Source organism: Hamadaea flava (genome assembly GCF_024172085.1).
In the GTDB taxonomy this organism is placed as follows: domain Bacteria; phylum Actinomycetota; class Actinomycetes; order Mycobacteriales; family Micromonosporaceae; genus Hamadaea; species Hamadaea flava.
Genome location: NZ_JAMZDZ010000001.1, coordinates 600,183 through 613,812, shown reverse-complemented (window position 1 = coordinate 613,812; position 13,630 = coordinate 600,183). Strand labels below are relative to the sequence as shown.

The 13,630-nt window shown below is 67.9% G+C and carries 8 protein-coding genes; 5 read left to right on the top strand and 3 right to left on the bottom strand.

Annotated features, from left to right (window positions below):
• Positions 1-187 precede the first annotated feature (187 nt).
• Together HDA40_RS03125 and HDA40_RS03120 are read left to right on the top strand one after the other, a co-directional pair.
• Positions 188-8,929 (top strand): golvesin C-terminal-like domain-containing protein, encoded by an 8,742-nt coding sequence (locus HDA40_RS03125; protein WP_253751332.1) that lies wholly within the window; start codon positions 188-190, stop codon positions 8,927-8,929.
• The gene (locus HDA40_RS03120; protein WP_253751330.1) at positions 8,905-9,525 is read left to right on the top strand and encodes a HEAT repeat domain-containing protein; all 621 of its coding nucleotides are present in this window, start codon (positions 8,905-8,907) and stop codon (positions 9,523-9,525) included. The genes HDA40_RS03125 and HDA40_RS03120 overlap by 25 nt, the downstream gene beginning before the upstream one ends.
• A gap of 6 nt (positions 9,526-9,531) precedes the next feature.
• Here HDA40_RS03120 and HDA40_RS03115 read toward each other — a convergent pair whose 3' ends face one another.
• Positions 9,532-10,023: a hypothetical protein gene (locus tag HDA40_RS03115; RefSeq protein WP_253751328.1), complete on the bottom strand. Its 492-nt coding sequence runs from the start codon at positions 10,021-10,023 to the stop codon at positions 9,532-9,534.
• A 72-nt stretch (positions 10,024-10,095) separates the two neighbouring features.
• On the opposite strand from HDA40_RS03115, the gene HDA40_RS03110 reads away from it, so the two are divergent.
• Positions 10,096-10,578 (top strand): molybdenum cofactor biosysynthesis protein, encoded by a 483-nt coding sequence (locus HDA40_RS03110; protein WP_253751326.1) that lies wholly within the window; start codon positions 10,096-10,098, stop codon positions 10,576-10,578.
• A 40-nt stretch (positions 10,579-10,618) separates the two neighbouring features.
• Here HDA40_RS03110 and HDA40_RS03105 read toward each other — a convergent pair whose 3' ends face one another.
• The gene (locus tag HDA40_RS03105; RefSeq protein ID WP_253751324.1) at positions 10,619-11,788 is read right to left on the bottom strand and encodes a glycoside hydrolase family 3 N-terminal domain-containing protein; all 1,170 of its coding nucleotides are present in this window, start codon (positions 11,786-11,788) and stop codon (positions 10,619-10,621) included.
• A gap of 40 nt (positions 11,789-11,828) precedes the next feature.
• Positions 11,829-12,098: a DUF4287 domain-containing protein gene (locus HDA40_RS03100; RefSeq protein ID WP_253751322.1), complete on the bottom strand. Its 270-nt coding sequence runs from the start codon at positions 12,096-12,098 to the stop codon at positions 11,829-11,831.
• A 53-nt stretch (positions 12,099-12,151) separates the two neighbouring features.
• Between HDA40_RS03100 and HDA40_RS03095 the strand changes: the two genes are divergently transcribed.
• On the top strand, positions 12,152-12,772 hold the full coding sequence (locus HDA40_RS03095; RefSeq protein WP_253751320.1) for a TetR/AcrR family transcriptional regulator: 621 nt from the start codon (positions 12,152-12,154) through the stop codon (positions 12,770-12,772).
• Positions 12,773-12,880: 108 nt separating this feature from the next.
• A complete protein-coding gene (locus HDA40_RS03090) occupies positions 12,881-13,588 on the top strand; it encodes a hypothetical protein (RefSeq protein WP_253751317.1) in 708 nt (235 codons plus the stop codon).
• Positions 13,589-13,630: the final 42 nt, after the last annotated feature.

The window sequence follows — 13,630 nt, the reverse complement described above, 5'->3', positions numbered from 1 at the left end:
CGATTCGACACTGTTGACAGCGATGTTCGTCACTGCCGAAGATGTGGCGCATCGTCGTGGGTGCAAGTTGCATCGGCGGCGCCGACAACCGAAGACCGTCGGCACGGGGGCCGCGCGATGTCGAGTGATCCCCGCGCCGATGGGCCGATTCGGGTGCTGTGCACCCGGTCCTGGGGAGGATTCGGCCTTGCGAAACCAGAGCCGTCGCTGGCTGTTGGCCGGCGCACTGAGTGTCGTCATGATCATGGGTTCGGGTGTGCCGGCGTTCGCCACACCGTCGAGTGCCCAGCAGACCGCCGAGGATCCAGGCGGGTTCTGGGATCCGGTGCGCCGCCTGTTCGGGGCGACCTCCGCGCCACGGCCGAAGGAGCCGCCGAAGTCGGTCGACCTCAAGCTGGACGGGGTGCCGCACGACGACCCGGCGACGAAGGGCAAGGCGTGGGCGCCGGCCAAGCGGGTCAAGGAACTGACCGCCCGGCGTACGCAGAACGCGCGGTTCTATCAACTGTCGGACGGCCGGATGCAGGCCGAGGTGTCGCAGACCCCGCTGAACTACCGCGACGGTCGTACCTGGAAGCCGATCGACCTCACGGTTCGGCCCGGCTCGGGCGGTTGGGCGTACCAGAATGTCGCCAATGCCTTCACCTCGCGCTTCGGTGACCGCAGCGACAAGCTGGTGCGGTTCGAGTCCGGCGGCCGGCACATCGAGCTGGGTCTGGCGGGACTGCCCGCGGACCTGACGCCGAAGGTCGCCGGCTCGACCGTCACGTACGCCGGTGCGGCGTCCGGCGCGGACGTCGTGTACGAGGTGACCTCGACGACGCTGCAGGAGGACTTCGTCCTGGCGAAGGCGCCGGCGGAGCCGTTCGCGGTGACGCTGTCGATCAAGACCGGCGGGCTGATCGCACGCCAGGCGGCCGACGGGTCGATCGAGTTCACCGGGCCGGACGGCGGACGGGTGCTGTTCGTGATGCCCGCGCCGTACATGTTCGACTCGAAGGACGACGCGAAGTCCGACGTCGGCAAGACGATGTCGCGCAACGTGGCGCAGATCCTGACCCAGCACGGCTCGACGGCCGAGATCACGATCGTGCCGGACGCGGCCTGGCTCGCCGACGCGTCCCGCCGGTACCCCGTGACGATCGACCCCACGATCAAGATCCAGCCCGTGCCGACGGACGGGCAGGACGTCGAGATCTACTCGGGAACCCAGAACGCGAACTACAACGACACCTACCAGCTGCGGGTCGGCACCGAGTCGGCCAACACGTGGCGCTCGCTGGTTCGGTTCCCGCTCACCGGCATCCCCGCCGGTACGCCGATCGACGACGCGCAGCTGCAGCTCTACTACTCGCAGACGCACTGGAGCTACGCGTACGACGTCGCGCTGGAAGCGCGGCGGGTGACCAGCTCCTGGGACGAGTCGACGGCGACGTGGGGGAGCATCAACACCGCGATGGCGGCGCAGCCCGCGGGGAACGTGATCGTGGTCGACGACGGCGACGCCGGGACCTCGTTCTCCGGCACCTGGCCGTACTCGGCGAACTCGTTGACAGCCAAGGCGATCGGCGCGGACTACCGGTACAACAATGACGCGACGGCAGGCAACACGCACACGTGGACGCCGACGATCACCGAAGCCGGGGACTATCAGGTCGAGGTGCACTTCACGTCGGAGTCCGACCGCTCGACGGCGACTCCGTACACGGTGTTCTACAACGGTGGGTCGAAGGCGTACACGGTGGACCAGACCGGCGCGGCCGACGGCGTGTGGAAGACCCTCGGCGTGCATCCGTTCGCGGCGGGCACCACCGGCCGGGTCGTGCTCGGCGACGTGGCGAACAAGTCGGTGATCGCCGACGCCGTGCGCTTGACCAAGTGGGGCACCACCACGAGGAAGGCCGGCGTCTCCAGCGTGTGGAACAGCTTCCCGGTCCGCAACGTCGTGCAGGACTGGGTCAACGGCACGCAGCCCAACTACGGCTTCATGGTCAAGGCCGTCGACGAGGCCGACAAGGGCCGCGGCGGGCCGATCTACGAGGCCTCGGAGTACGCGTACGACAACAACCGCCGCGACTACAACCTGCCGAAGCTGGTCGTCACGTTCGGGCGGCCGGGCGTCGCGGTGGACGTGCCGACGACCATCACCGCGACCGGGGCGGCGCTGACCTGGCCGGCGTACGCCGACCCGACCGGGTCCGGTTCGACCGCGGACGACATCGTCGAGTACCAGGTCCACCGCAGCGTCTACCAGACCTTCGTGCCGTCGGCGGCGACCCTGGTCGCCCCGGTGTCGTCGGGACTGCGGACCTACCAGGACACCACGGCGTCCCCGACCCCCACCGACGAGAACGACCCCCTCAAGCGGCATTTCTACTACTACATGATCGCGGTGAAGACCGCCGACGGGCAGGTGATCGCCGGGCCGACCCAGGGCGTCCTGCTGCCCAAGGCGGGCCGCATCACCAAGGTCTTCCGGGAGACGACGGCCAACCAGGTGCCCGACACGACGCTGTCGGCGGCGCAGCCCACGGCCAACGTCAACGTCTACGGCGGTGACCCGTACGTGTCACCGGGCAACAACTCCAGCGCGTACGGGGACACCCGGGGCCTGGTGAGATTCACCAACCTGGCGGGCGTACCAGGAAACGCGAACGTCGTCGACGCGCAGCTGGAGATGTGGAACACCGGCCTCTACCCGGGCGACGTGACCGACGGCAAGGTCGACGTGCACCGGCTCACTCGGGCCTTCGACGAGACCACCGCCACCTGGAACAGCGCCGCGTCCGGGACCGCCTGGACGACTCCGGGCGGTGACTACGACGCGACGGCCGAGTCCTACTTCGACGGGTTCACCAACGACCCCGAGTGGGAGTCGTGGACGGTCACCAACACCGTCAAGAGCTGGCTGACCACCCCGGCGTCGAACTACGGGTTCCTGCTCAAGATGCGTGACGAGGCGGTGTCGACCCAGCGCGCGATGCTGCTGTCCAGCGAGGGCGCCGAGCCGATGCTGCGCCCGACGCTGCGGGTCACCTACCTGGAACCCACCGCCGAGTCCACCTACTACGCGCCCGGCACCGCCGGGCTGATGGCGCCGGCCAGCACCTACCCGGTGACCGTCTCGGTCTCCAACCCCACCACCACGGCCTGGCCCGCGGCGAACTGGGAGCTGTCCTACCACTGGACGCTGCCCGACGGCACGGACGTCACGACCAGCGGCAACCAGGTCGCGACCGCGTTGCCCCGCGACATCACCGCCGGGTCGACGGCCGACGTGACCGCCACGGTCAAGACGCCCGCGCCGTCCGACGCGAACAAGCGGACCGACTACGTGCTCAAGTGGGAGCTGCACAACAAGACGACCGGTCAGTGGCTGTCCGCGTCCGCCGGCATCGCGGCGCTCGACCAGAAGGTCGCCGTCGAGGAACCCACGTCCGACCAGCTCGGTCTGGAGGGCTTCTACAGCTACGACGGGGTCGACACCGGCGCCGGGTCCGCCCTGATGAACAACCTGCACGCGGGCAACACCGTGTGGACCTACGACGCAATGAGCAACCCGTCCCGGGGCATCTCGACCGTCCTGCGACTCGCGTACAACTCGCAGGACACCACCGACACGGTGACCGGGTACGGCTGGTCGCTGCAGGCGTCGTCGCCGCTGCGCCTGGGCTCGTCCCTGGACTTCCACCCGAATCCGAACCCGACGACCGTCAAACTCACCGACGGCGACGGCACCACGCACACCTTCAGCTGGAACGCGACGGCCAACGAGTGGACCTCGCCGAAGGGCGTGCACCTGTTCCTGCAGCAGCTCGTCACGTGCAAGGCGCAGACGGAAGCGGACCGCGCCTGGACGATGACCCGGCCCGACCGCACCGTCTTCTCCTACGACTGCGACGGGTACCTGTCGTCGATCGAGGACAAGAACGGCAACCTCATGACCTTCACCTACGAGGTGCGCCGCTCGCAGAACAAGCCGACCAAGTTCCTCAAATACATCACCGACGCCACCGGACGCCAGGTGCTCACCCTGACCTACTGGGCCAAGGGCGACACGTACGACTACGTCAACGACACCACCTGGGCCAAGGTCACCGGGCAGAGCAACCTGACCAACCCGAAGATCATCGACCACGTCCGCTCCATCGTGGACATCGCCGGCCGTACGCTGACCTTCACCTACACCGACAAGGGCCTGCTCGGCGAGCTGATCGACGGCGCCGGATGGACCCAGCCGAAGGTGTTCGGGTTCCAGTACGACATGACGCAAGGCAACAAGAACGTCAAGCTCGTGAAGGTCGTCGATCCGCGAGGCCACGGCACCGCGCTGCGGTACTACGGCCTGCCCGATGACGACCCGAAGTTCCACTGGGCGACCAAGGACTACACCGACCGGCTCGGCAACCCGATCGCGTTCGCCTACAGCGACCCCGACGGGCAGACCGGCGACAACATCACCACGGTGGTGGTCGACGCCGAGAACCACCCGGCCACCTTCCTCACCGACGGGTACGGCCGGACGTTCCAGACCACCAACGCCAAGAACCAGACGACCAAGCTCGGCTGGGACGGCGACCACAATGTGATCCGCCTCGAAGAGGCCGACGGTTCGGTGTCGACCTCGGCGTACGACCCGAAGACGGGATATCCGACCGAGTCGAAGACCGCCGAGCAGGTCAAGAACGGCTGGCCCGGCACCACGTACGCGTACCAGTCGGGGCTGACCGGGCACTGGGCCGACCTGATCGCCAAGCAGTCCTCCGAGGGCCGTCGCTGGACGTTCGGCTACGACCTGGAGGGCAACCTCACCAGCGCCACCGATCCGGCCGGCACCAGCACCCCGGCCGCCAGCGACTTCACGACCACCTACGAGTACGACACCTTCGGCCAGCTGACGAAGATCACCGACGCCAACGGGCACAGCACGTCCTTCGGCACCTACGACCCCACGGGGTTGCCCAAGACGAGCACCGACGCGCTGACCCGGACGAGCACGAAGGCGTACGACGTGCGCGGAAACGTCTTGTCCGTGACCGACGCCAAGGGCAAGACCAGCACGTTCGGCTTCGACCTGATGAACCGTCCGCTGACCGCGCGGGTGCCCAAGAACGCGGCGACCGGTGACTTCCTCGTCAAACCGGCCCCTGTATACGACGCCAACGACAACATCCTCGAATCCACCGCGGCCAACGGCGCCCTGACGACCGCCACCTACGACGCCGGCGACCGGACCACCGCCACCTTCGCGCCGAAGGACACCACCGGCGGACCGGACCGCAAGACCAGCTACGGCTACGACAAGGTCGGCAACGTCCTCACGGTGACCGAGCCGAACGGCAACCTCACCACCGACGCCAACGATTTCGTGACCCGCTACGCGTACGACGAGATCTATCAGAACACCACGATCACCGACGCCCGCAACGGCGTCATCAGCTACACCTTCGACAGCGTCGGCAACACCACGAAGGTGGTCGACCAGCTGAAGAACGCCACGGCGGACCCGGACGACTTCACCACGAAGGTCACCTACGACAGCGACGGCCAGGTGCATACCTCGACCGACGCGGCCGGCTTCACCTCGAGCGTCGGCTACGACCACGACGGGCTGATGGTCACGACCACCGACGAGGAGAACAACCAGACCTTCCTGACGTACGACGCGCGTGGGCTGCTCGCCGAGGCCAAGGAGCCGTACGACACGGTCAGCGGCGTCGTCGCGTACCACCTCACCCGATACGAGTACGACCAGGTCGGCAACCGCACCAAGGTGGTCAGCCCGCGCGGCGTCGCCACCACCGACGATCCGGACGACTTCGCACAGGTCGCGGTGTACGACGAACTCAACCGGATCAAGGAGCAGGTCCTCCCGTACGACAAGGACGACGCGTACTACACCGTCGGCGAGAAGATCCAGTACACCTACGACGAGGTCGGCAACCTGACCAAGGTCTCCCAGCCGACGTCGGGCAAGGTCCCCGGAGCGGCGGGCGCCCGAGTCGACTCCACCTACAGCTACCTGGACAACGGCTGGATCGCATCGACCACAGACCCGTTCGGCATCTCGACGACGTTCGACTACAACCCGCTGGGACAGCAGACCCGCCGGACCGTCACCGGGGCGGACGGCGGCCTCACCCACACGATGACGATGTCGTACTACCCCGACGGCAAACTGCAGAACCGGGCCGACGAAGGCGTACCGGTCGGCAGCGACGTGTCGCTGTGGGACAACACCGACGAGCACTACGTCGCCACGGTGGGCGACTGGACGACGACCAGCCAGGGCACCGGATACGTCGGCACCGACTACGCCACGCACGCGCCCGGCACCGGGGCGAACAAGTTCACCTGGGTACCGCCGAACCGCCACGCGAACGACGACTACGAGGTGTTCGTGCGGTACCCGGCGGTGGCCGGCGCGGCGACCGACGCCAAGTACACGTTGTTCGGCCAGACCAAGACCGTCGACCAGACCCAACACGCCGGCGAGTGGGTCAGCCTCGGCACCTATCCCATGGTGATCCTGACCAACACCGACATGGTCACGCTGTCGGACAACGCCAACGGCATCGTCGTGGCCGACGCCATCAAGTTCGTCCGCGACACCACCGGGGTGGTCGACAACGAGCGGCAGTCGTACACCTACACCTACGACGCCAACGGCAACCTCACGACGCTGAGCGACGGAAGCACCGGCTCTCAGATCGATCGCTACACGATGACCTACACGGGTCTCAACCAGCTGGCCGCGATGAATGAGATCGACGCCGGCGCGGTACAGCACACCTCCACCTACGACTACGACGCCAACGGCAACGTCACCAAGCGGACCTTCGACGCACTCATCGACGAGTTCGTGTACGACGCCCGGGACCTCGTCACGACCGCGAAGAACCTGGCCCAGCCCGGCGATCCGAACCCACGGATAAGTGCGTACACCTACACGCCCCGCGGCCAGCTGGCACACCAGACCAAGCCCCTCGGCGGGAACGTCGACTACACGTACTTCGCTGACGGGCGGCTGCGCCACCTCGCCGAGAACACCGGCACGCCTGGTCGCCTGATCGCCGAACACACGCTCAAGTACGACCTCAACGGCAATCCGTCCGAAGACGTCGCCCGGCTGATGAACGCCGACAACACCAGCGCGTACCTCGACCGGACCTTGACCTATCAGTACGACCCGCGTGATCGGGTCACCCAGGTCACCAAGGGCACGGACCGGACCGAGAAGTACGTCTACGACGCGAACAGCAACATCCTCACCGAGGAGTTCGCCGAGCCCGGCGGGAAGAAGAGCACCACCGCGAACTTCTACGACCGCAACCGGTTGACCAAGACCATCGGCGGATCGCCGAACGACGACGGCACCACCACCACGACCTCGTCCTTCTACTACTACGACCCGTTCGGCCGGACCGAGCAGATCCGGTCCACGTCGATCGTCAGCGGCGGCGATCCGGGTGAGCCGTCGAACAGCTTCAGCGGGTACACCTACGACGGCTTCGACCGCAAGATCCGGAACGAGGTCTCCTACTTCCGGTATCAGTCCATCACCGACTACGCGTACGACACGCTGAACCGCACGACCTCCACGAGCCGGAAGATCTACGGCGCGAGCGACACCGGCGCGCAGTTGGAAGGACAGGCCGACACCACCATCCGGTACATGGGCGCCAGCGACCTGGTGCTGTCGGAACAACGGACCGCCGGTGTCGCCACGAGCACCACGAGCACCACCGCCTATCGGTACGGCGCCGGCAGCGAGCGGATCTCGCAAACCGTCACCGCGAACGACGGCGGACCCACGGGCGAGTTCAACTACGTGCACAACGCCCGCGGTGACGTCGAAGCGATCACCGACACCAGCGGCAACACCCGGGCCACCTACGGGTACACCGCGTACGGCCAGGACGACGCCCCGATGTTCACGGGCGTCGACAAGCCCGACTCCGCCGACCTGCTCCGCGTCAAGCGGCCGGTGAACCTCTACCGGTTCAACGCCCAACGGTGGGATCAGGCCGGCGGCACCTACGACATGGGATTCCGCGACTACTCGCCGACCGCGTCGCGATTCCTCACGCCCGACTTCTACACCGGTGCCCTGGCCGACTTCCAGCTCGGCATGGGCGCGGGCACCGCCAACCGGTACCTGTTCGCCTCGGGCAACCCGATCGGCAACTTCGAGGTCGACGGCCACTTCTCGGTTCCGAACTGGCTCAAGCAGGTCGGCGGGTTCTTCAAGGGCATCGGCGAGCAGGCCTGGGCGACCGTCACGGGCCTGTGGGACTTCGGCGCCGCGGTGGTCGGCTGCTTCCCGTGCGGTCAGCAGATCAGCGAGCTGTGGAACTACGCCGGCGACAACCCGGGCGAATTCTGGGGCGGCGTCTGGCACAGCGTCTGGGATCCGATCGCCGACGACTGGAACCGGGGCAACTACGGCGAAGCCATCGGACGGGCGGTGTTCTCGGTCGCCGAACTGGTCTTCGGCGGCAAGGGCATCGCGAAGATCAAGAACGTCATCCGGGCGCGTCAGGCGGCCAAGGCCGCCGAGGCGGCGGTGATGGCCAAGCGGGCCGCACGGATCGCGCAACTGAGGATCAACCGGATCGTGGGCGCTGAGGCTGAGAAGGCTCTGGGCATCCCGGCACGAGGCAAGAAGGCGGTCAGGTCGTTCTCGGGTGAGGCAGCCCGCCGGTTCCCGGACTACAACGCCAAACGGCGAACCGTAGTCGAGGTCAAGGCCGAGGACACCGTCGACTTCACTGGTCAGACCCTCGACTTGATACTGTACGCCGAGTCGGTCGGCAAGGTCCCGGTGTACATCGTGCGCCAGGACGCGATCATCTCGACGGCGATGCGCTCGGCTCAGCAGCTGCGGCTCATAAGGATCTACAAATGGCTACCGCCCTTGCACATGTGATGCGGCAGATGACGGAAGATCTCGCGGCCGCCGGGGTGCAGGTGAAGCACCCCGGCGACCTCACCACCCTCGAGGATCTGCCCAAAGCCGCCGTCCCGGTCCTCATCCGCTGGATCGACGAGATCGGGACGGCGGACCTGCCCGACCGCGATCGGTGGTACCTGTGGGACACCGTCGCCCGGGCGCTGACCGTCCGCACCGCACGGCCCGACGCCGGTCCCGCCCTGGTACGCCTCTTCCGCGACCCGCGGCTGCCGGAGGGGTACAAGTGGACGGTCGGCAACGCGCTGGACCAGGCCGCCGACGCCGCCCTGCTCGACGAGATGCTCGAGCTGGCCACCGATCGAAGCTATCGGGGCGCCCGGCAGATGGTCGTGCAGGCGCTGGGCCGGATCGGTCAGGGCGCGCGCCGGGAGGAGGTCATCGACGCGCTGATCGGCGAACTGGACGACGACGACGTCGTGGCCTTCGCCATCACCGCCCTGACGAAGCTCAAGGCCACCCGGGCGGTGGAGCAGATCGGGCGGCACGTGGACAGTCCCATTCCGATCGCGAAGAAGGCAGCCCGGATCGCGGTCGCCAAGCTCAGTCAGTAGCGATTCCTACAGGTAGAGGTGCAACCCTTCCTTCATCTGGTCGGGCGTATACGTCAGGGTGCCGCGCTGGCCGAGCGTGATCCCGTAGAACTTCTTCATTTTCGGCACGTGCTCCACCGTGAACGGGAAGACGCAGTCGGGGCCCTTGGTGACGCCGTCGCCGAGGGTGCCGACCGCGACGATCGTGCCTTCGGGGTCGCTGACCACGATCTGGGTGCCCTGCGCGATGTCGCCGTACATCTCGTTGCCCGAGCAGGCCGCGCCGTCCTTCGTGCCGCTACCGGACAAGGTCAGGTCGCCGTTGGCGGTGAAGTCGTCGTGACGCAGCTTCCATACGACCGCCCCCGCGGTGGCCGTCCCGGCACAGCACAGGAAGAGCGCGGCGGCGACGCCGATCGCCACCCAGATCGGCCACGTACGCCGCCCAGACGGGGGCGAGGTAACCGGTTCGACCGGGTCTTCGCCCAGCTCAGCTGGGGTGAGCGGGTTCTCGCTCATCCTCCCACCGTAGCGGGCAGGGGTTGACGTGCGCGGATACTCGGCAAACCCGGTTCCGCGTACCATGCGCGTATGCCGGAGATCGTGCAGCTGCTCGCCTCACCGGTCCATCGATTCGAGGGACGGCCTCAGGACGGGCCGGTCCCCGCTCCGGCCGGCGAACTGGTCGCCGAAGTACGCCTGCGCGCCGGTCTCGGCATCGTCGGTGACCGCTATTTCGGGCATCGGGCGCACCTCGACGCCGCCGTGACCGTGATCGCGCAGGACTCGCTGCCGCCCGGCGCCGACCTGACCCACGTACGCCGTAACGTCCTGCTCGCCGGGGTGGCCGTCGACGACCTGGTGGGCTCGATCCTGGTGCTGGACAGCGGTGACGGCCCGGTACGCCTCCGGGTGAACCGCCCGGCCAACCCGTGTGCCTGGATGGACGTGACGATCGGGCCGGGCGCCCGGGAGCAGTTGCGGGGCAGAGGCGGCATCCGGTGTACGCCGCTGACCGACGGCGTCCTGCGGGTCGGCCCGGTCCTCGTCGAGATCATCGCGCCGGAGGGCTGAGTCCCCGTCGAGATCATGCCGCCGGAAGACTGACCGGGGCTCAGGGGCGCAGCGTGTCGACCCGGGCCACCGCCGCGTCGATCTGCGCCATCGTCAGGTCGCCGCGCTTGACCCGGTTCACCGCCACGTCGAGGATCTCGGTGACGATTCGCGGGTTGTAGACCTGCTGATTGGCGTACACGAGGAGGTCGACGCCGGCCTGGACGGCCAGGGTGAACGCCTCGTCTGTGCCGTACTTGGCGGTGATGCCCTTGGCCTGCATGTCGTCGCTGACGACCGGCCCGGTCCAGCCGAGGTCACCGCGCAGGAGATCGTTGACCGCCTTGCGGGACAATGACATCGGCTTGTCCGGGTCGAGCTGCCGGTTGAGCAGATGGGCGACGAGCACCGAGTCGGCGGTGCCGGCGGCGATGAGCCGCTGGAACGGGACCAGGTCGCTGCGTTTCCAGGTGCCGGTGACGTCGACGACGTCGAAGTCGGTGTTGCCGGTCGCGCTGCCGAACCCGGGGAAGTGCTTGATCGAGGTCTTGATCTTGCTCGCTCGGTGGACCTTGATCTCCTCGGTGGCGTTGGCGACCACCACGTCGGCGTCGGCGGAGAAACTGCGGCCGAGCTTGGCGATCGCGGGGTTGTTCGGGTTCGTGGCCAGGTCGACGACGGGTGCGTAGTTCATCGTCACGCCGACCGACGTCAGGCTGCGTACCATTCCCTGGGCCCAGGCCGTGGTGTGCGCGGCCTGGTTGATCGCGCCGACCTGGGCCTGCGACTGGCTGGCGGGGAAGCCGTTGCCGGGGTTGAGGCGGGAGATCCGCCCGCCCTCCTGGTCGATCGAGACGATGAGCGGTCCCGGCGCGGCCTCCCGCAGCGAGGTCACGAGCTTCGTGACCTGTTCCGGTGAGGTGATGTTGCGGGGCTGGCCGGTCAGCTGGTCGGTGTCGAACAGGATGACGCCGCCGATGTGCTGCCCCCGGATCGCCTTGACGATCCAGTCGTCGGGGCTGACGGTCTGGCCGCGAAAACCGACCACCAGCAGGCTGGCGACCTTACGCCGCAGCGCGGTCTCGTCAAGCCCGGTGGCGGTCGGCGTGGGGCTGGCCGGACCGGGTGTGGTGGCCGTGGGGGATCCCGCGGGCGCGCCGTTCGAGCCGCAGGCGGCGGCGGACAAGCTCAGGCCCGCCGCGGTCAGCAGGTGACGGCGGCTCAGTCCCATCACGCCAAGGTAGCCCAACCACGCACCAGGCGCGGCTCGTTCAGGCGGGCTTGGTCGCCTTGCCGTCGAGCCACAGCTTCTCGCCTTCGCCGGCGTCGCGCCCGCCCACCTTGTCGCCGTTCTTGACGATGTGCACGATCGCCATCGCGTGACCGCGCCCGAGGTCGTAGTCCGCCTTGAGCCAGTCGACGATCACCCCGGCCTTGGTACCCGGTGCGTCGAAGCCCTTCTCCTGGGCCAGCGCGATGAGCTGCCGCGGGGTCAGCCCGGTCTTGTCCTCGATGTTGTCGAGGTACGCCTGGAACGACATGTTGTCCCCTCCCGTGCCACGGATGCGGCAGAACTAGACGGTACAGTACTGACGTGACCGACCGTCCGACGGCGAAGCGAAACGCGATCTTGGAGGCGGCGGCGGGCGTGTTCCTGGCCAACGGCTACGTCGGAGCCAGCATGGACGAGGTCGCCGCCCGCGCCGCGGTCTCGAAGCAAACCGTCTACAAGCACTTCGCGAGCAAGGAGAAGCTGTTCGCGGAGCTGGTGCTGGGCTCGGTCGGCCAGGTGGACCAGCTCGTCCGGGACCGGGTGGCCCGGCTGGCCGACTCGGCGGACCTCGAACGCGACCTCACCGACCTCGCCGGCGGCCTGGTCGGCTTCCTCATGCAGCCCAACGTGATGCGGCTGCGCCGGCTGGTCATCGCCGAAGCCGACCGCTTCCCGGCACTCGGGCACACCTTCTACGAAGGCGGACCGGAACGGGTCGCTGGCGCGCTCGGCCAGACCTTCGCCGTCCTCACCCGGCGCGGCCGGCTGCGGGCCGCCGACCCGGTCCTGGCCGCGTACCACTTCTGCTGGCTGGTCCTGTCGATCCCGTGGAACCGCGTGCTCTTCGCGGGCAACGGCCAACTGCCCGACCAGGCCGAGATCGACCGCGTCGTCACCGCCGGGGTCCAGGCGTTCCTCCGCGGGTACGCCGTTTCCGGCTGATCGCCGACCGGGCGCGACGGTACGCGAGCCGCCACCGGCCGTTCAGCCGTTTCCCGGCGTACGCCGCAGCCGTGACACTCGGTGTGTCCGAAGCGATGGGAGCTGGCGGTGCGGTTCGGCAACCTGCAATGGTGGAACTCGCTCGCGGGAGTCATGACGGCGATCGCGACCCTGTTCGGACTCGTCGCGCTGGTGGTGACGGTGGCCGCCTGGCGCTGGCCGCAACAGCCGGAGGCCGCGCCGTCGCCGGCCGCGTCCAGCGCCGGTCCGAGCCTCAGTCCGAGCGACAGCCCGAGCCCGAGTCCCACGCCGCCGTCCGAAGTGGCGCGTACGCCCCGTCTCGGCCTGGAATTCTGGCAGGGCCAGCAGCTCAGTCCGATGCGCGTCGACCGAGGCACCGTCGAGACGGTCTACGTGACGATGCGGGACGAGCCGTTCTTCTTGCGGTTCCCGCGTCCGCCGAAGGATCTGGCCGTCCAAATCTGCGCCTTCACCGATCCCACCATCTTCAATCTTCGCGACGGCCTGGCGGTCGCCGACACCGAGCAGTTCGCGCCGGGCATGGGCATGGCCGACTCCGATTACAGCAGCGGCCGCCTCAACCTGGTCGACGTCCGCAACAACTACTTCGTGGACACCCGCATCCAGCCGTACTCGACCGACCTCGGGCAGATCTACATCTCCACCATCGCTGCGCGGCGGGAAGCCCCGGGCGCGACCGGCGACGTGTATCTGACGGTGTTCGTCGACCGCGACCGGGACAAGGTCGTCGACTTCGGCGAGTACGAGTATCTCGTGCTGGACTATCCGTCCTGAGCGCCAGAGGACCGAAAACCGGATGACGGCGCATCGGGCGGC

Bases quoted from the DNA above. Each gene is read 5' to 3' on its own strand.
- HDA40_RS03120 (WP_253751330.1), top strand. From the start codon at position 8,905: ATGGCTACCGCCCTTGCACATGTGATGCGGCAGATGACGGAAGATCTC.
- HDA40_RS03100 (WP_253751322.1), bottom strand. From the start codon at position 12,098: ATGTCGTTCCAGGCGTACCTCGACAACATCGAGGACAAGACCGGGCTG.
- HDA40_RS03110 (WP_253751326.1), top strand. From the start codon at position 10,096: ATGCCGGAGATCGTGCAGCTGCTCGCCTCACCGGTCCATCGATTCGAG.
- HDA40_RS03115 (WP_253751328.1), bottom strand. From the start codon at position 10,023: ATGAGCGAGAACCCGCTCACCCCAGCTGAGCTGGGCGAAGACCCGGTC.
- HDA40_RS03105 (WP_253751324.1), bottom strand. From the start codon at position 11,788: ATGGGACTGAGCCGCCGTCACCTGCTGACCGCGGCGGGCCTGAGCTTG.